This is a genomic window from Ensifer sp. NM-2 (assembly GCF_003024455.1).
Lineage (GTDB): Bacteria > Pseudomonadota > Alphaproteobacteria > Rhizobiales > Rhizobiaceae > Ensifer > Ensifer canadensis.
Window position 1 is genome coordinate 144514 of the sequence record NZ_PVZR01000010.1, and the last position, 17472, is coordinate 161985.

16 protein-coding genes are annotated in these 17472 nt (G+C 61.8%); 12 read left to right on the plus strand and 4 right to left on the minus strand.

The features are described from left to right. The first annotated feature begins 3 nt into the window (after positions 1 to 3). The 4 genes from C6558_RS20460 (at position 4) to C6558_RS20480 (ending at position 3950) form a co-directional block, all read left to right on the plus strand. Complete coding sequence (locus tag C6558_RS20460) at positions 4 to 564, plus strand: ATP-binding protein (RefSeq protein ID WP_025428304.1); 561 nt, start codon at positions 4 to 6, stop codon at positions 562 to 564. 13 nt (positions 565 to 577) lie between these two features. Beyond that, complete coding sequence (locus C6558_RS20465) at positions 578 to 916, plus strand: hypothetical protein (protein WP_025428303.1); 339 nt, start codon at positions 578 to 580, stop codon at positions 914 to 916. Between the two features lie 404 nt (positions 917 to 1320). Further along, a complete protein-coding gene (locus C6558_RS20470; protein WP_025428302.1) occupies positions 1321 to 1947 on the plus strand; it encodes a DUF1554 domain-containing protein in 627 nt (208 codons plus the stop codon). 554 nt (positions 1948 to 2501) lie between these two features. Next, positions 2502 to 3950: an MFS transporter gene (locus tag C6558_RS20480; RefSeq protein ID WP_107027656.1), complete on the plus strand. Its 1449-nt coding sequence runs from the start codon at positions 2502 to 2504 to the stop codon at positions 3948 to 3950. A gap of 73 nt (positions 3951 to 4023) precedes the next feature. Here C6558_RS20480 and C6558_RS20485 read toward each other — a convergent pair whose 3' ends face one another. Together C6558_RS20485 and C6558_RS20490 are read right to left on the minus strand one after the other, a co-directional pair. Then, positions 4024 to 5955 (minus strand): DUF5054 domain-containing protein, encoded by a 1932-nt coding sequence (locus tag C6558_RS20485; RefSeq protein ID WP_107027646.1) that lies wholly within the window; start codon positions 5953 to 5955, stop codon positions 4024 to 4026. 10 nt (positions 5956 to 5965) lie between these two features. Beyond that, the gene (locus tag C6558_RS20490; RefSeq protein ID WP_025428298.1) at positions 5966 to 7006 is read right to left on the minus strand and encodes a LacI family DNA-binding transcriptional regulator; all 1041 of its coding nucleotides are present in this window, start codon (positions 7004 to 7006) and stop codon (positions 5966 to 5968) included. Positions 7007 to 7341: 335 nt separating this feature from the next. Here C6558_RS20490 and C6558_RS20495 point away from each other — a divergent pair, with 335 nt between their 5' ends. The 5 genes from C6558_RS20495 to C6558_RS20515 all read left to right on the plus strand — a co-directional run bounded on the left by C6558_RS20495 (position 7342) and on the right by C6558_RS20515 (position 13007). After that, positions 7342 to 8658, plus strand: coding sequence for an extracellular solute-binding protein (locus tag C6558_RS20495; protein WP_245449188.1), 1317 nt, complete (start codon positions 7342 to 7344; stop codon positions 8656 to 8658). 83 nt (positions 8659 to 8741) lie between these two features. Beyond that, positions 8742 to 9650, plus strand: a complete 909-nt coding sequence (locus C6558_RS20500; RefSeq protein ID WP_025428296.1) for a carbohydrate ABC transporter permease — start codon at positions 8742 to 8744, stop codon at positions 9648 to 9650. Further along, positions 9650 to 10480: a carbohydrate ABC transporter permease gene (locus tag C6558_RS20505; RefSeq protein WP_025428295.1), complete on the plus strand. Its 831-nt coding sequence runs from the start codon at positions 9650 to 9652 to the stop codon at positions 10478 to 10480. The genes C6558_RS20500 and C6558_RS20505 overlap by 1 nt, the downstream gene beginning before the upstream one ends. Before the next feature lie 16 nt (positions 10481 to 10496). Next, positions 10497 to 11597, plus strand: coding sequence for an ABC transporter ATP-binding protein (locus C6558_RS20510; RefSeq protein ID WP_107027647.1), 1101 nt, complete (start codon positions 10497 to 10499; stop codon positions 11595 to 11597). Positions 11598 to 11612: 15 nt separating this feature from the next. After that, positions 11613 to 13007 carry a CehA/McbA family metallohydrolase gene (locus C6558_RS20515; protein ID WP_057207349.1) on the plus strand — a complete coding sequence of 465 codons (1395 nt, stop codon included), beginning with the start codon at positions 11613 to 11615 and terminating at the stop codon, positions 13005 to 13007. Positions 13008 to 13117: 110 nt separating this feature from the next. Here the strand turns inward: C6558_RS20515 and C6558_RS20520 are convergent, their stop codons facing one another. Then, on the minus strand, positions 13118 to 13867 hold the full coding sequence (locus C6558_RS20520; protein ID WP_057207406.1) for a sulfite exporter TauE/SafE family protein: 750 nt from the start codon (positions 13865 to 13867) through the stop codon (positions 13118 to 13120). Between the two features lie 97 nt (positions 13868 to 13964). Between C6558_RS20520 and C6558_RS20525 the strand changes: the two genes are divergently transcribed. Next, the gene (locus C6558_RS20525) at positions 13965 to 14855 is read left to right on the plus strand and encodes a LysR family transcriptional regulator (RefSeq protein WP_107027648.1); all 891 of its coding nucleotides are present in this window, start codon (positions 13965 to 13967) and stop codon (positions 14853 to 14855) included. A 26-nt stretch (positions 14856 to 14881) separates the two neighbouring features. On the opposite strand, the gene ggt is transcribed toward C6558_RS20525, so the two are convergent. Next, entirely contained in the window at positions 14882 to 16627 is a 1746-nt protein-coding gene (gene ggt / locus C6558_RS20530; protein ID WP_057225017.1) for a gamma-glutamyltransferase, read from the minus strand. On the opposite strand from ggt, the gene C6558_RS39970 reads away from it, so the two are divergent. Beyond that, a complete protein-coding gene (locus C6558_RS39970) occupies positions 16626 to 16790 on the plus strand; it encodes a hypothetical protein (protein WP_156408417.1) in 165 nt (54 codons plus the stop codon). The two genes, ggt and C6558_RS39970, sit on opposite strands and share 2 nt — an antisense overlap. Positions 16791 to 17072: 282 nt before the next feature. Continuing rightward, positions 17073 to 17414: a GFA family protein gene (locus C6558_RS20535; RefSeq protein ID WP_025428289.1), complete on the plus strand. Its 342-nt coding sequence runs from the start codon at positions 17073 to 17075 to the stop codon at positions 17412 to 17414. Positions 17415 to 17472 lie beyond the last annotated feature (58 nt).

Consider the following 17472-nt stretch of genomic DNA (forward strand, 5'->3'; position numbering starts at 1 on the left):
CAGATGACGACTTTGTACGGACCGGCGGACCTGACCAGGGGTGCCAACGAAAGCGTGACGCGGCTGCGCCTCTATGACGGCCAGCTCAATCTGAGCTGGAAACATTGCGCCATCGCCTCGGATTTCGTCGCCGAGCTGATCGCCATGCGCTACCGCGCCTCGCGCAATGCCTACAAGGAAGTTCGCCACAATATCGGCTACCTGACAAACGAGCTGGTCGAAAACGCGGTCAAGTTCCGTGCCACCGGCGGCATCATGGTCGAGGCCTCGATCGACGACAGCAACTTCCGTGCCAAGGTGTCGAATTTCGTCGATGGTGAGACTGCAGCCCGCTTCCAGGATCTGCTTTCCGAGATCACGACAGGTGATCCGGGCGACCTTCTGATCGAACGCATCGAAGCCAACGCAATCGGCACAGGCAAGAGTGGATCTGGTCTTGGTCTATTAACACTGATGAGCGATTATGGCGTCCGTTTCGCTTGGGTTTTCGGACCCAACGGCGACGGAGGCGGCATCGCGCTCGAGACTTATGCCTCGATCCCCGTCCCCGATATCTCGAACTGACAAGCAGGTGAACATGGAAATCAAGGACGAGGACTACCGCATTTGGTCCGAGGGCAATGACATACACTTCGAGGGAACCATGCGGCTTCCCGGTACGGAAGCCTATGCCCCTATCTTCTCCCTTGCCATGGGCGTGCTTGAGGCCGAGCCCGATCGCATGACGATCGACCTGACGGAGTTGCAGTTCCTGAACTCGTCGGGGATCAACCTGCTCGCAAAACTGACGATCGAGGCGCGCAACCGTCCGAACGTGCAATTGACCGTGCGCGGAACCTCCGAGATCCCGTGGCAGTCGAAGTCCCTACCCAATCTCAAGAAGCTCCATCCCGGCATCGACCTCAGGCTGAACTGAGCCGCGATTTGCCAGCCTGTCTCTTGCACAGGCTGCCTGCGGTCATCCGGGCAAATGCCCGGCTTGACCTACTGCGGTTTCCTTAAATCCTATTCGATTTAAGGAAACATGCAGCAATTCAAAGTGCTACAGCGACCTTTACGCGTCTAGTAGGACGCGCGGCGCTGTAGGCGCCAACGCCTTTCTGCGCCGAAACCGGCCTTTCCCTTCACACATTTTCTTCGGCGTCGGCAACCGGAGCCGACGGAAAAGGTGGACTGACAACAATGTCCCCTTTTGGCCGGGACGTCGAATGGACATCGCGACGACGCTTGTCGGCGGACGGTTCACAAGATTTCGATTTTACTCCGATCCAGGCTGCCCCTAGGCTTCATCCGGTTCAAACAGCACCGGGAGGAAACGCCATGAAACGCAGGCTCGTACTTGTCGCGGCCGCTCTGGCCTGCTCTATCGTCGGGGCCCACGCCCAAGACACGACGATGAGTTTCTTCGTCACCAGTGCAAATCCGGGCAAGGGCGGCAATCTTGGCGGTCTTGCCGGTGCCGATGCCTATTGCAACACGCTGGCCACGACGAGCGGCTCGACCGGCAAGACCTGGAAGGCCTATCTTTCCACCGACGCGGAAAATGCCAAGGACCGTATCGGCGCAGGCCCCTGGTACAATGCCAAGGGCGAAAAGATCGCCGACGATGTCGCCTCTCTGCATAGCGACAAGAACAACCTTACGAAGCAAACCGCACTCAACGAGAAGGGCGAGGTCATCAACGGCCGCGGCGACACGCCGAACCGGCACGACATTCTGACCGGCTCCAAGGCGGACGGCACTGCCGCGCCGGAGACCTGCGGCAACTGGACCCTGGGCGGGACCGACGGCGCGGCCATTGTCGGCCACAGCGACCGAACCGGCCTCAACGATAGCGCCGAAGCCAAGTCCTGGAACGCCTCGCATGCGACCCGCGGTGGCTGCACCCAGGAGGCCTTCAAGGGAACGGGCGGCGACGGCCTCTTTTACTGCTTCGCTGCGAACTGACCACGGCAGCCCACAAAATGTGCCCGCTCTACAGTACCGCATGGAGCAACGCCGCATCTCAGCAGGTCGCTGCGTGTCTCAGGCTTCGGCGGGTTGCCGCCGACTTTCACGTGACATGAGCGGACGTCTCGTGGCGGCCAACTTGCAAAACAGTTTCGAATCCGACCGGGTCTCGATTTCATGCTCGACACGCTATGAGAATGATTACGGCCGGTGCAAGACCAGCATACGCCTTCCCGCCGGGTGTTCAGCTTGTGCGTCGCTATGGGCGCGCAGAAGTTCATGTCCGAGGTAAAGTGTTTCAAAGACTGCATCGATTGCGACAAATGCATCGACATCCACACGTCGGACGAGGCATATAGGGCGTTGGCGCCAACCGGTAGAGTGGCCCGCCCTTCTATCACCGCGATCCGCATTTAAAGCCGTGGATCGGCGAAACCGTGATCAGCTCTGAACCGCCCCTATGATGTCGTATTCCACTACAATCGAGCGCTCCCCTTCCTTCCCGTCGGTTATCCGAATCCTTGTTCGCAACACAGGCCGGTGCTGATCAGATGACGACGATCCCCTCCGGCACGGACGCTTCCGACGCATCCACCAGCTTCAATTCCCGCATCGTCGCACTCGTCGTCGCCATCGCCTTCTTCATGCAGATGCTCGACGGGACGATCGTCATTACCTCGTTGCCGCAGATGGCGGCTTCCTTCGGCGTCCAGCCCGTCGCCATGAGCATCGGCATCACCGTCTATATGCTGACGATGGCGGCCTTCATTCCGCTCTCCGGCTGGCTCGGCGATCGCTTCGGGGCGCGCAACGTCTTCCTCGTCGCGATCGCCATTTTTACCCTCGCGTCGCTCTTTTGTGGATTGTCGGGAAGCCTCGGCCAGTTCATCGCTGCACGCGCGGTGCAGGGCATCGGCGGCGCGTTGATGACGCCGGTCGGCCGGATCATCGTGTTGAAGAACGCCCGCAAGTCGGAGCTTGTCGGCGCGATCGCGCTCATCACCTGGCCGGCACTGATTGCCCCGGTCGTAGGCCCGCTTCTCGGCAGCGTCATCACTACTTACTTCAGCTGGCACTGGAATTTTCTGATCAACATCCCGATCGGACTGATCGGCCTGGCGCTGGTGCTGCGTTTCGTTCCGGATCAGCGCGAGGAAGCGACGCGCCGCCTCGACGCCAAGGGCTTCGTGTTGTCGTCGACCAGCCTCACACTGGTTCTGGCCGGGCTCGAAGCCTTCGTCCACGGCACAGCCAATGCATTGGCGATCGTCCTGCTGCTGGCAACAGGTGCTGCCATCGGGGTCTTGGCGACACGGCACTTCAAGTCAATCACCAATCCGCTGCTTAATCTCTCCGCCTTGAAGGTTCAGACCTTTGCTATGTCGACACTGTCGGCCGGCACCGCCTGCCGGGTCGCGATCAATGCGACGCCCTTTCTGATTCCGCTGCTCTTCCAGGTCGGCTTCGGCCTCGCTCCGATCCAGACCGGCATCTATGTGCTCGCCTACTTCGCCGGAAATCTCGCGATGAAAACGGCGACCACGCCGTTGCTGCGCCGTTTCGGCTTCCGCAGCATACTCGTCGGCAATGGCCTGCTCGCCTCACTGGCGATCGGCGCCTGCGCGATGCTTTCAACGGATACGCCACAACTGCTGACGCTTCTGCTGCTATTTGCTGCCGGGCTCTTCCGCTCGATGCAGTTTACCGCACTCAATACCCTTGGCTTTGCCGATATCAACGCGAGCCAGCGCAGCTCGGCGTCAACCCTGTCGAGCATGCTCCAGCAGGTGGCCATGCTTCTGGGCGTTGCGGTTGCCGCCGCCGTTCTCAATCTGTCGCAAGCCCTTCGCGGCGGCGAAACGGCAGCCCTTGCGGACTTCCGCTGGGCGTTTCTGGTGGTTGCGTCGATCGGCATCGTCTCGAGCTTGCGTTTTCTTGGCCTGCCTCGGGAGGCGGGCGCCGAGGTTTCCGGGCATACAACCCGACCTCGCACAACGTAGGCATTCGAACGGGCTAGCTCGCATGCCCGGGCAGCAGCGCTCTCATCTCAATCGCCGCCCGTCGGCTTCGCATTCAGTCGTCCAATCGCAGCCGGAAGCGGGCGGAAAAATCGCCCTCCCACCACATCGGGAAGTTCGTTCCCCACTTGTTGTTGTGGATGTTGAAACGAACGCCTTCGCTGAAGTCCGGCAATGTCTTGCAGAACGTCATAAAGTCCCAAGCCTCGGGCGCGACCAGGGGCGTGTCGAGCGGCTCGATCGACAACGAACCACCCGAAGCAAGATCGCCGCGAACGCCGGTGACCGCCTGAAGTTGCGCGCCGCCACCGGCAGCGGCGTTGCCGGATTTGTGCCAGAGCCCCATTTTTCGCAGGCTCCACGCGACATCGCCTGCTGGCATAAAGGAGAGAAAGCTCGCCTCCGGCATGCGGTTGGCGCTTTTTTCGTGCAAGGTCAGGTGAAGTTCGAGCGTGTCGTCTTCGCCTGAGAAGGCGAGAGCGACATGGCGCGGCGCGCCGTAACCGGCAACCGCCTGCTCAGGCATGGACAGGAGCAGGCCGGATGCGTCCGCTGCCTGAAAGGTCGGCGTAAAGACACGGGACAGAGCCGCGCCGGACCGGGCAAGACCCGGCTTGTCGTGATCGAGGATCGCCCATTCCTGGCGATGAGTCAGATAGGTGTCCATGTGCCTGTTGACGTCGGTAGCGTCATAGCTCTCGTAGCGATAGGCGATCAGCGGACCTGACCGGCCAGCCATGTACTTCCCGGACGGGGCAGTCAGCGAAAGAATGTCTCCGGTCGAAGGTTCGAGCTCGATCGACCAGCTGCCACAGGCGAGACTGGTCCGCCTGTCTCCTCTGGCTATCAGGGCCGGTACGGTCAATTCGGCCAAGGCGGCATCGGCTGCCGCTGCGTCCGGGCCGTCGAGCACTGAGCGAGCGTCATCAAGATAGGCGCGCTGTTCGCGCCAGGAGGCTTCCGTATAGGCAAAGCGGTGGTCGGTCTTGCGGGCGGCCTCAAAGTCGGGCCGAGACCAGGCCGTGTCGTCGCGCAGATAGGATTTGATATCGACGCCGCAGGTATGTTCGGCCGCCATCGTCAGCTTCTGCCCGAAAGCCAGGCGGCTGGCGGTCAGGCCTTCGGCTGCGAACCGGTCGTAAAGCCGTTGAAGCGCTAGGAAACGGGCGGTCTTTACCGGATCGGAGGCGCTGCCGTGGATCCAGCTGTCGCCAAGCTCGTGCTCGACGACGGGAAAAGCTTCCCGCGCATCCCAGATCAACGCGCCATAATCTTCGAGCGTTGCCGCGCGGACGGTCGCATCCGGCTGTTCGCGGCGCATGTCGCGATAGACCTCGGCGGTCTTCGGCACGCTTTGCGGACCGATATTGTCGCTTGTGTGGGCAAAGCTCAGGCCGTCGGCAAAACCTTCGGGGAAATAAGTCTCCCCATAGGATCGCTGATACATGACGACGATTTCTGCGCCGCCGGGCGCACGCCAGCGAAAGATGTCAGGTGTTTCAGGCGGCGGCGACGCGGTGTTGACGCCGAGATGCAGGAAGCGAATGCCGGCCTCGGCCAGCAGCGGCACCATGCCGAGCGTATGCCCCGGCACGTCCGTCATCTTGCCCGCAATCGTCTTCTTGCCGAACCTCCGATCGAGTTCCTGTGAATAGGAAAGGCCGGCGCGAAAGAGCTCCGGCGACATCAACTCCGTATGTGTGGTGAACGGCAGGCCATGCCAGCGGATCAGTCCGAGATCGATTGCCCGCTCGAGCTTCTTCACCTCCGCGGCCGAACGCGACGTCAGGTGATCCCAGATCAGCCAGGCACCGGTCGTCCAGACGAACTTCGGATCTCGCGGATCCTCGGCATAAAAATGCTCGGCCGTCTCGATCGCCTGCGGAATGAACCGGTCGTGGTACTGGCGACGCACCTTTTCCGCGTGATCGGTGAAGCCAATGTCGAGATGGGTCTTGAAGACCAGATGCACGCGTTTTTCTGTCATGTTCTTCCATTCAGCCGACGGTGCCGCGAACGACGAGGCGGGTGGTCAGGGTTTCGACCAGGGAGTCGGCATCCGGCGTCTTGAGACGTCGAAGGATCAACCGGACAAGGGCGCGAACGCGATCGTCGAGATCGATGCGGACGGTGGTCAAATTGTAACTTTTCCAATGTGCCTGCGGGATGTCGTCGAAGCCGACGACCTTGACATCGCCAGGCACTGAAAGGCCGAGTTCGTGCCTGAGGGCATCGATCGCGCCGAACGCCCCGACGTCGTTGGCCGCAAAGATCGCATCGGCGCCGGATCCGACCCGGAAGAGATCAAGCGTCGAGCGATAGGCGGTGTCGTAGGTGTAGTCACCGGGGACGATAACCGGCGGCGCCATGCCGCGCTCGGCCAGCACCTGCGCGATCATCCGCTCGCGTTCGGTATTGGCAAGGGATTGCTTCTTGCCGCCGAGATAGGCGATGCGACGGGCACCATAGCCTTGCAGCAAGGCGACCGCCTGTTCGATGCCGTCCTTCTGCCGCACGAGAAGACGGTCATAGAGTGTTTCGGACGCCCTGCCGGCAAACGCATCCGCGTCGTCATAGATCACGTAGATCGGAACGGCACGATCGAGAAAGCCGCTCAGAACATCAGGCTCGATATTCTCGGTAAAGGCGATGACCGAGTCGGGATTGAAGCCGCGCATATAGGTCAGCAGCATCGGGTCCATGCTGAAATCGGCTTTCGCCTTGAACAGAAGTGTCGCGAAGCCCTCTGCCTGCAGCGCGGTCGTCAAGGCGTCGATCTCCTGGCTTTCCCAGGGGCTGCAGACATCGGGAACGATCATGCCGACGAGATGCGAGCGCCTGGTTACCAGCGAACGCGCGGCCATGTCAGGCGTATAGTTCAACTCACGTGCCACCTTCAGGATGCGATCTCGCTTCTCCGGCTTCAGGGACGCATTCGGATTGAAGGCGCGCGAGACAGCGACGCGCGAGACATTGGCCTCTCGTGCCACCAGATCGGCCGTGGCGCGTCCTGCTTTCCTGTCGGTTTTCTCGCTCATGGGGTAGTGCTCTGCGCAAAAATGAAAACGTGTTCAATTCAACCTGCACCAATGATCGCGCTTCCGTCAAGATGTCAGTAGAAATCACCTCATAGACGGCAAAACCCGGAGAGCATGAACTCGTATAAGCCTCATCACCAGAATCCACTTCATGGCGTGTTGACAAAAATGAAAGCGTGTTCATTCTTAAGTTCAGACGGGATGGGATTGACCGGAGGAGGCCGATTCCAGCCCGGATGCACCGCAGCCGAAACGGTCCGGAGAACCGGACCACCGTGGGAGGAGTTTCAATGCGCAGAAGGATTCAGTCATATTTGCTGAGCGCGGCGGCCATCATGGCCCTGTCCGGGCCGGCGATGGCAACCGAGCTCAACATCACCTGCCGATGCGTTGTCGGAGGGGTCAACAGCGGCATGGCCGAGTGGATCGAAAACAAGGTCATTCCGGCCTTTACCGCCAAGATGAAGGCCGAAGGCAAGGACGTCACCGTCAAGCTCAATCAGTTCGGCGGCGAGGACGAGCAGCTGACACAGCAGCTGGCGCTTGACTTCTCCACCGGTGCTGGCCCGGATGTCTCCGGCTTCGATGGCTTCCTGATCCCGAGCTTCGTCCAGGGCGGGCTGTTGAAATCGCTTGAAGAAGTGGCCGGCGCCGACGTCAATGCCTGGGAAGGCTGGAGCCACATTTCCGACGGCACCAAGGCGTTGATGAGCTATCAGGGCAAGCCTTACGGCATCGCGCTCGGCACCGACGCGCGCATGATCTTCGTGCGCAAGGACCTGTTCCAGAAGGCGGGCCTCGACGCGGCGACGTGGCAACCGAAATCCTGGGACGAACTGCTCGACGCCGCGCGCAAGATCAAGGCGGCGGCGCCGGATTCCTTCCCGCTGCAGCTGAATGCCGGCGTCTCCATGGGCGAGGCCACCACCATGCAGGGCTACTGGATGGCGCTGCTCGGCACCGGCGAGCAGGTCACAGACGATGCCGGCAAATACATCGTCTCCAGCCAGGGCATCCTCGATACACTGAAGCTCTACAAGACCATCTATGTCGACGACAAGCTCGGCGACCAGCGCGCCCAGCTCTTGGCCGACGGGCGCAATCGAACCTTCGCCAACTTCCGCGACGGCAAGACCGCGATGCTGGTGGAGGGCGACTGGTTCTATCGTTCCGTCACCGCACCGGACGCCGAGTTCGCGGTCGCCGACCGTGACAATGTCATGACCTGGAAGAAGATGCCGGCGGCGCAACCAGGCAAGGGCCTGCGCGGCCAGGACTTCGTCACCATGTCCGGCGGCACCGGCTTCGTCATCAACCCGCATACCGACGCCCCGAAGGAATCCTGGGAGCTCTTGTCTTTCATGAACAGCCAGGAGCAGCTCACCGCCTTCCAGGAGATCCAGCCGGCGATCCGCATTCGAAACGACGTCACCATCCCCAACTCGCCGTTCCTGACCGAGACCGCCGAGGTCCTGCTGCCCATCACCACGGCACGTCCCAATGACGCCAACTACAACAAAGTCTCGACCGAAATCCAGCGCATGACCGAAAGCGTCGTCTCGGGCGAACTGTCGCCGGAAGACGCGATGGCCCAGTACAAGGCCGCCGTGATCGCCATCGTCGGTGAAGAGAACACGGTCAGCCGTCTCTGATCGGGCCTAATATCACCGGTCGGCCGATCGGCCGGCCGGTGATCTTGCCGAACCGCTTCGCCCTGCAATGGGAAACTCAACGCATGAAGAAATTCTCGCTACTGTCCACGCGGGCGGGCGCCCTTTTTCTGGCTCCCGCAACGGCATTGGTCGGTGTTTTCGTCATCATCCCCTTCTTCTGGGTGATCTTCGTTTCCTTCACCAACAGGACATTGCTTGGACGGACCGCGCTCGACCCGGATTTCGTGGGTCTCCAGAACTATTTCGCCCTCTTCAATCCTGCCACCTTTTTCACCCGCGGCCAGTTCGGCTTTTCGCTGATCCTGACGATCCAGTTCGTGCTGCTCTCCGCGCTCATCGGCCAGGCGCTGCTCGGGCTGATCCTCGCCTGGCTCAGCCAGTCCGTGTCGCCCGGTATGAAGTCCTTTCTGCAGACGACCGTCATTGCCGCCTGGATCCTGCCGGAAGTGGTCATCGGCTTCGCCTGGTTCGCATTCCTCGACTATGACAGCGGAACGCTGAACATGATCATGCGCGGTCTCGGCCTGCCGCCGGGAGACTGGCTGCTGCAGCAGCCCTTCTGGGTCATCGTGTTCTTCAACACCTGGCGGGGGGCTGCCTTCTCGATGATGCTGTTCAACTCGGCATTCCAGTCGATCCCGCCGAGCTATTTCCAGGCGGCGGATGTCGCCGGCGCAACCTCCTGGCAGAAGCTGCGCGATATCGCCCTGCCGCTGATCCGCGGCCATGTGGTCACCGATCTGATCCTCATCACCATGTGGACCTTCAATGTCTTCACGCCGTTCCTCTTGACCAATGGCGGGCCGTCCTATCGGACCGAACTGTTGTCGATCTACACCTACCGCATCGCCTTCAAGGATTTCGAGTTCGGCAAGGGCGCGGCCGTCGGCGTGGTCATCATGCTCATCAATCTGGCTTTCGCACTCGTCTATCTGAGGCTTGCCCACAAGAAGCCGGCGGAGGCCGAATGATGCCGTTCTCTTCCCGTATCTACTTCCGCCGCATGGGCTTTTCGGTGGTCGCCGCCCTGCTCGGCACCATCTTCGCGCTACCGCTCGTCTGGTTCCTCTTCGCGCCGTTCAACGCCCGCGCCGAACTCGGCCTTGCCATCCCGGAACCCTTCACGTTCGCCAATTTTGCTACGGTGTTTCAGAACACCTTCGCCATGCAGGCGCTGTTCAACAGCCTGGTGCAGGCCTTCGGCGGCGTCGTCCTCGTCGGCGCGGCAGCAACGCTTGCGGCTTATGCGCTTTCCCGCTCGCCAATCCCCGGAAAAGGCGCAGTCACCTATGTGCTCTTGCTGTTCTCGTCAGTGGTCTCCGGCTCGGCCGCGATGGTGCCGATCTTCCTGATCGTTTCTGCGGCCGGACTGATCGACACGCATCTCGCCGTCATTCTCGTCTTTGCCGGTGGGCTACTGCCGACAGCCATGTTCATCCTGCGCGACTTCATCGACGCCATCCCGCGCTCCTATGAAGAAAGCGCGATGGTTGCAGGCGCCTCTCCACTGCAGGCGTTCTTCGACGTCGCCCTGCCGGTGATCCGGCCGGGTATCGTCGTGGTCGTCGTCTGGGCCTTCGTCAACATCTGGGGAAGCTTCCTGATCCCCTTCATCCTCTTGCGCAGCGACAGCCTGATGCCCGCCTCCGTCGCCATCTATTCCTTCTATTCCGAGGCCGGCACGCCGATCGTCACACTGCTTGCCGCCTACTCACTCATCTATTCGCTCCCCGTCATCGCGCTCTACCTCTTCGTGAACTGGAAATTCGGTTTCCGGTTCTTCGGTGGCATCAAGTCGTAATCGGAAAACCAGTCTCATGGCCTCTGTCGAATTCCAGAACGTTTCCAAGAGCTTCGGCGCATTCAACGCCCTGCCCGATATCAGCTTCTCGATTGCTGACGGCGAGTTCGTCTGCCTGCTCGGACCATCCGGCTGCGGCAAGACGACGAGCCTGCGCATGATCGCCGGGCTCGAAACGCCGTCCTCCGGCAAGGTGCTGATCGGCGGCAAGGACGTGACCTACCTGCACCCGAAGGATCGGCAGATCTCCATGGTCTTTCAGGACTATGCACTCTATCCGCACATGAATCTTGCCGACAACATCGCCTATCCGCTGAAGGTGCGCGGCGAGGCGGAGGACAAGCGTCATGCCCGCGCCAGGGAGGTCGCCGACGTCTTGAAGATCGGCGATCTGATGAAGCGCCTGCCGAGCCAGATCTCCGGCGGCCAGCAGCAGCGCACGTCGCTGGCGCGCGCGCTCGTCTATCCGAGCCAGGTCTATCTCTTCGACGAGCCGCTCTCCAACCTCGACGCCAAGCTGCGCCTGGAAGCACGCGGATTTCTCAACCACCTGCAGCGCGACATGGGCATGACCGCCGTCTACGTCACCCACGACCAGGCGGAAGCGATGGCGCTCGCCACCCGCATCGCGGTCATGGACAAGGGCCGGATCGTCCAGTTCGCGCCGCCGATCGAGATCTATCGGCGCCCGGCCACCACCTTCGTTGCCAATTTCGTCGGCAACCCGCCGATGAACCTCGTGCCGGCGCAGGCTGCAATCATCGACGGAAAGCTGCAGCTTCGCGCCGAGGGGCTGTCGGTCGCGGCACTGCCGGTTTCCGACTCCATCGCAAAGGCGGTCGGCGCCAAAACGATAACGCTCGGCGTTCGCCCGGAGCATCTGCGCATTGCCCGTCCCGACGACGGCAACATCATCACCGGCGAGCTTTTCGCCAACGAGAACATGGGGCCGGAAAGCCTGGTGACGATCGAGCGGAAAGATGCCGGCCGCGTCACGGCCCGCATTTTTACCGACGACGAGATCAGGGTAGACAAGACGGTGCGACTTTCCTTCGACGCCGAACACGTCACGCTGTTCGACAGCACCGGCGCCCGCATTCCCGTCCTTGGCGAATAGTCCGGACTGCTGCAAATGATGACGACCACCGTTCACGTGACACGCGCCGACCAGGCCGCCAACCCGTACTTTTACGTGCCCTTCGACGTGCCCGAGGGCACGACGCGCATCGATGTCACCATGGCCCATGCAAAAGCGGAAGATTGCATCATCGATCTCGGCATGCTTGATCCGCGCGCGACCGATTATCCGACCCGCGCCGGCTTTCGCGGCTGGAGCGGCGGCGCCCGCGACCGCTTTTTCGTCGCAACGGACGACGCCACGCCCGGCTACATCCACGGGGAGATGCCTGCCGGTCGCTGGCAGGTCATGCTCGGCCTTTACAAGCTTCCGCCAGAAGGTGCCGATGTCACGCTGACGTTCAGCCATGACAATGCGCCTCTCGCGCTCGAACCGCAGCCCGCGCGCACCTTCCCCGTCAGGAAGGCGGCCGGCTGGTATCGCGGCGATCTGCACTGTCACACCTTCCACTCCGATGCGGCAGGCTCGCCCGAATTGCTGCACGCAGCCGCCAAGCAGGCCGGGCTCGACTTTCTCGCCGTCGCCGACCACAACACCATCAGCCAGCGCCGCTATTTCCATCCCAACTCGTCCGCCGACCTCGTCTTTGTGCGTGCGATGGAGGTGACGACCGCAGTCGGCCATGCCAACGTCTTTGGCGTCGACGACTGGATCGATTTCCGCATGACCCGGCCCGAACATGGGCACACGCTTGCCGACATGGTGCATGAGCGCGGCGGCATGCTGTCGATCAACCACGACAAGCCGACGATCCCCTGGGATTACGACGTGCCGGAGATCGACTGCATGGAAGTCTGGCAATCGCACTGGATGGCCTGGAACTGGGTATCGCTCGGCCGATATCAGCAGCGGCTGGCTTCGGGCAAGAAAATCTCGGCAATCGGCGGCAGCGACTTCCACCAGCCGGCCCGGCTGATGCCCGAAGGGCCGCTCGTGCTTGCGCGACCGACGACGGTGCTGTGGCTCGACGAACTTTCTGAAAACGCGATCCTCGCCGCGATGAAGACCGGGCTTGGCTATATCACCGAGAGCCCTGATGGACCGCATTTGGCACTTTCGGTCGATGGCCAGCCGATGGGCTCGACGATCCGAGGGCCCGTCGACGCGAAGGCCGACGTTCACGGAGCAAAAGGCGATCGGCTGCTCTGGTTCGACGCGACAGGGCAGATTGCCGATCAACTCATCGAAGACGACCGCTGGGTCGGACAATTCTCCGGGCGGCCGAGCCTGTTCCTGCGCGCCGAAATCGCAGCAGAGAAGAGCCGGCCGCAGATAATCGGCGATTTCACCGCGGCCCTTGGCGGCGGGTTGCCCTGGCAATTAACCGAAGTGGAACTGCAACTACAGACCGTGCGCCGCGCCATCAGCAATCCGATCTATGTGGCGTGATCGGAGAGCATTTCCAGGAAAAGTGCGAAGCGGTTTTCCGTTAGGAAATGCTTGGAAACAAAGAGGTAGAGCGTTTCCGTGACTCCGTTTAAATCGGAAACGCTCTAGGGCTAGAAAAAGGGTCGCAGGGCCAGCTCCGCGCCAAGAAGCAGCAGACCGACCAGGAACCACCGGCGGAACGTGGTCGGGCTGACCAGACGGCGGATCGCCTGCCCGGCCCACATGCCGGCCAGCGCCGGCACGATGGCAACCACCGACAGGAGCAGGTTGTCGGCCTCCAACGCCCCACGCCACAGCAGACCTGCCGCAAGCGTCATCGTCGACACGGTAAAGGAGAGGCCGAGCGCCTGGATCAGGTCGTCCTTCTCCAGACCAAGGGCCTGCAGATACGGCACCGCCGGCATGACGAAGACGCCGGTGCAGCCGGTGACCACGCCCGTAATCATGCCGATAGGCGGAGACAACCACACCTCGGCCCTTGCCGGCACTGAGAACGGGCGCGCCATGAGCGTATATCCGGCATAGACCACAAGCGCCGTCCCGAGCATGGCTGTCGACAGGGCCGTATCGCCGCCCGCGAGAAGAGCCGTGCCGAGGATGGTACCGATGCCGATCGCCAGCATCATCGGCCAGAGCCGCAGCATGAGCGGGCCGAGGGCCGGACCCGCCAGCAGTTGCCAGACATTTGTCACGAGGGACGGCAGGATCAGCAGATTGGCGGCCGTAATCGGCGACAACAGCGCACCGAGCGCGCCCATGGCGACGGTGGGGAGCCCCATACCCGTCACGCCCTTGACCACGCCGGCGAGGAAAAAGGCGGCAGCAATTGCGCCGGTGAGCCATGTGGAGAGTTCGATCATGGCTCTAAAGTCATGAAGCATTGCGACAGCGCAATGCGGATGATCCGCAGGTTGGCTTCGGCTATGCCGAAGGCACATTTGCCGCTATCGTGCCGGCATGCGCTTCGATCTGATCGACCTTCGCCTGTTTCTTGCCGTCGTCGAGGCAGGCAGCATCACCCACGGCGCCGGGGTCGCGAACCTCTCCCTGGCCGCCGCCAGCGAGCGGCTGCGCGGCATGGAGGAGAACGGCGGCGTAAAACTTCTGGCGCGCGGCCGCAGGGGCGTATCCACGACCGCCGCCGGCGATGCGCTCGCCCATCATGCCCGGCTCGTACTGCGCCAGATGGAGCATATGCATGGGGAGCTCGGCGAATACGCCAGGGGATTGCGGGCGAGCATTCGCCTTCTCGCCAACACCGCCGCGATCACCGAGTTCCTGCCCGGCCGTCTTGGGCCTTGGCTTCGCGCCCACTCGCAAACCGATATCGACCTGAAGGAGCGCCAGAGCGCGGACATCGTCAAGGCCGTCTCAGGTGGCCGGGCTGAGATCGGCATCATCTCGGATGCCGTCGACGCGACCGGCCTGCGCCTCATCCCCTTCGCGATCGACCGGCTGGTTGCCGTGGTCGCCAAGAACCATGTTCTTGCAGAAACAAGACAGATCAGCTTCACGGATCTGCTCGACCACGCCTTCGTCGGCCTTGCGGAAGGCAGTGCCCTGCAGGCCCATATCGAGGGCCAGGCGACCCGCATCGGCCGCCGGATGAGCTACCGCCTGCGCGTGCGCAGCTTCGAGGATGTCTGCGGTCTGGCCGCACAGGATGTCGGTGTCGGCATCGTCCCGCAGACAGCTGCGCGCCGATGCCGTCGCACGGCGATTTCCGCCCTCCGCCTGACCGACAAGTGGGCGACGCGTCGCCTGTCGATCTGCCTGCGGCCGGATGAAGACCTCTCGCCGCTCGCCCGCAACCTGGTCGAGCATCTCGGCAATTTCAAGCCGGACTGACCGTCGAGGCGACCCGTGGCGGTCGATCAGTAGCCTCTGGCAGCACCCGCGCCGATGCGACTGTCGACCGCACCGTTGTAGCGGGCGCCACCGCCGTCCTTGATTTCGGCCAGGCTTTCGCCGCCAACAAGGATGCCGGTCGCCTGCCCCCAGATGCTCCAGCTCTTGTCGATCTGCACATCATGGCCCATCTCCGAGAGAAGCTTGCGCGTATCGGGCGAAAGGGCGTAGGGCTCCATGAACACTTTGTCCGGTAGCCACTGATGATGGATGCGCGGCGCGTCGACGGCCTCCTGAATATTCATGCCGTGATCGACCACGTTGAGGATCGCCTCGAGCGTGATCGTAATGATGCGCGCTCCGCCGGGGCTGCCGATCACCATGAACGGCTTGCCGTCCTTGGAGACGATGGTCGGGCTCATCGATGAAAGCGGTGTCTTGCCCGGTGCGATCGCGTTCGCCTCGCCCTGAACGAGCCCGTAAAGATTGGGAGCACCCGGCTTCGCTGTGAAATCGTCCATCTCGTTGTTGAGCAGAATTCCGGTTCCTGGAGCGACCACGCCGGCGCCAAAAGAACCGTTCAGCGTATAGGTAACGGCGACCGCGTTGCCCTCGTCGTCGATGATCGAATAGTGGGTGGTCTCCTTGCTTTCTGCGAACCCCTCCGGCATCAGCGCCTGCGAGACGCCAGCCTTGAACGGGTCGATCTTGCCGCGGATCTCGGCCGCGTAAGCCTTGTCGAGCAGTTTGGCGACCGGGTTCTCGACGAAATCGGGGTCTCCAAGCGTCGTGTTGCGATCGACATAGGCATGGCGCATGGCCTCGATCATCGCATGCACGGTTTCGGCCGAGCCGTAACCGAGATAGGAGAGCGGATAGCCTTCGAGAATGTTGAGGATCTCGCAGATGATGACGCCACCCGAGGACGGCGGCGGCGAAGAGACGATGTCATAACCACGATAGTTGCATTTGACCGGCTCAAGCTCGCGCACGGCGTATTGCTCGAAATCCTTCTTGGCGAGGATGCCGCCCTTGTCGGCACTTGCTTTGACGATGGCGTCGGCGATCGCCCCCTTGTAGAAGGCGTCGGTTCCCTTTTCGGAGATGCTTGTAAGCGAGGCGGCGAGATCCGCCTGGACCAGTGTCTCGCCGACGGCAAAGGGTTTGCCGTCGGGCTTCAGAAAGATTGCGGCCGCTGCCGGGTCCTTGGCCAGCCTCTCGGTTTTGCCGTCAAAGGAGTCGGCATCGCCCTGCTCCAGCCGAAAGCCATCCTTGGCAAGGGCGATGGCAGGCGCGATCAGCTCTTTCAGTGGACGCGTGCCGTAGCGGCTACGCGCCACTTCGAACCCCAGGACAGGACCTGGAACGCCAACGGCCAGATACCCGTTGGTGCTCAAGCCAGTGACCAACTGCCCCTTGTCATCGAGATACATGGTCTTGGTCGCAGCATCGGGCGCCCGCTCGCGAAAATCGAGGAAGGTGGTTTTTCCGTCCTTGAAGCGGATCGTCATGAAACCGCCGCCGCCGATATTGCCGGCGGTCGGATAGACGACCGCAAGCGCGTAGCCGACGGCTACGGCCGCATCGACGGCGTTGCCGCCCTTTTTCAGGACCTCGACGCCGATGTCCGACGCCAGATGCTGGGCGGTGACGACCATGCCGTGCTCGGCTTTGACCGGCTCCGGCGAAGCGGCCCTGACGGCCGATGGCGAAACCGAGCCGAGTGCGGCGATAAGGGTGAAGGACAGAACATTCAGGCAGGAACTGCGCATGCTTTTCTCCCGCGACAACAGGTTTTGCTGGCAATTGACGCCCTCGATTAAGGGCGGCGGCATCGAAGTTCGCAAAGGCACCACGCATCAGGCGGCGGACAACAGTCCGGCCATCGGGCGGGCTGAGGCTTGTTCAGAAATTGAAGCCTTGGCCGGAGTATAGACATGTGCGGACGGCACGGGCAATCGCCGCCTGACGATCATGATCGGCGAACAATTCGAATGCGAAGACGATCGGCTTACCATTGCTCTGTCATTGCCGCGACGCTACCCCAGTGAGTACCGGGTCGCGACAAGCCGGAGTGCAGCCGATGACCGCATCCTAGCGACCACCAAATTTTTGCCATTGCCATGAACAACCGTGGCTGTGACAGTTCGCTCCAGGGATCTGGTATCATCCGCATCCGGATTTCTGCACGAGGACACTAAACGGGAAGAAGGTCGCATGATCGAAGGCCATTGCCATTGCAAGTCGGTTCGCCTTTCCGTCCGTGTCCGCCCTGACACACTTGGCAGCTGCAACTGTTCGCTGTGTTCAAGACTAGGCACGCTTTGGGGCTATTACAACGCAGAAGAGGTTTCGATCAGCGACCCGCAGGGCAAGCTCGTCGGCTACGTCCAAGGCGATGCCACGTTGACGATGCACCATTGCGGCACCTGCGGTTGCACCACCCATTGGTCGCCGATCGGCACTGACGCGACGCGCATGGGTGTCAACATGCGCCTGTTCGATCGATCCGTCTGGGAAGACATACCCCACCGGCTCATCGACGGCGCCAGATGGTAGGTGCCACTCTCTTCCTACGCATGTTTCCTTACATCCTATTCGATTTGAGGATAAAAAC

Excerpts from the sequence above, each read along its gene's own strand:
- C6558_RS20465 (WP_025428303.1), top strand. The coding sequence starts at position 578 with ATGGAAATCAAGGACGAGGACTACCGCATTTGGTCCGAGGGCAATGAC.
- C6558_RS20495 (WP_245449188.1), top strand. The coding sequence starts at position 7,342 with ATGGCCCTGTCCGGGCCGGCGATGGCAACCGAGCTCAACATCACCTGC.
- C6558_RS39970 (WP_156408417.1), top strand. The coding sequence starts at position 16,626 with ATGCTTTTCTCCCGCGACAACAGGTTTTGCTGGCAATTGACGCCCTCG.
- C6558_RS20485 (WP_107027646.1), bottom strand. The coding sequence starts at position 5,955 with ATGACAGAAAAACGCGTGCATCTGGTCTTCAAGACCCATCTCGACATT.
- ggt (WP_057225017.1), bottom strand. The coding sequence starts at position 16,627 with ATGCGCAGTTCCTGCCTGAATGTTCTGTCCTTCACCCTTATCGCCGCA.
- C6558_RS20480 (WP_107027656.1), top strand. The coding sequence starts at position 2,502 with ATGACGACGATCCCCTCCGGCACGGACGCTTCCGACGCATCCACCAGC.
- C6558_RS20500 (WP_025428296.1), top strand. The coding sequence starts at position 8,742 with ATGAAGAAATTCTCGCTACTGTCCACGCGGGCGGGCGCCCTTTTTCTG.
- C6558_RS20460 (WP_025428304.1), top strand. The coding sequence starts at position 4 with ATGACGACTTTGTACGGACCGGCGGACCTGACCAGGGGTGCCAACGAA.
- C6558_RS20510 (WP_107027647.1), top strand. The coding sequence starts at position 10,497 with ATGGCCTCTGTCGAATTCCAGAACGTTTCCAAGAGCTTCGGCGCATTC.
- C6558_RS20490 (WP_025428298.1), bottom strand. The coding sequence starts at position 7,006 with ATGAGCGAGAAAACCGACAGGAAAGCAGGACGCGCCACGGCCGATCTG.
- C6558_RS20470 (WP_025428302.1), top strand. The coding sequence starts at position 1,321 with ATGAAACGCAGGCTCGTACTTGTCGCGGCCGCTCTGGCCTGCTCTATC.
- C6558_RS20525 (WP_107027648.1), top strand. The coding sequence starts at position 13,965 with ATGCGCTTCGATCTGATCGACCTTCGCCTGTTTCTTGCCGTCGTCGAG.
- C6558_RS20505 (WP_025428295.1), top strand. The coding sequence starts at position 9,650 with ATGCCGTTCTCTTCCCGTATCTACTTCCGCCGCATGGGCTTTTCGGTG.
- C6558_RS20515 (WP_057207349.1), top strand. The coding sequence starts at position 11,613 with ATGATGACGACCACCGTTCACGTGACACGCGCCGACCAGGCCGCCAAC.
- C6558_RS20520 (WP_057207406.1), bottom strand. The coding sequence starts at position 13,867 with ATGATCGAACTCTCCACATGGCTCACCGGCGCAATTGCTGCCGCCTTT.
- C6558_RS20535 (WP_025428289.1), top strand. The coding sequence starts at position 17,073 with ATGATCGAAGGCCATTGCCATTGCAAGTCGGTTCGCCTTTCCGTCCGT.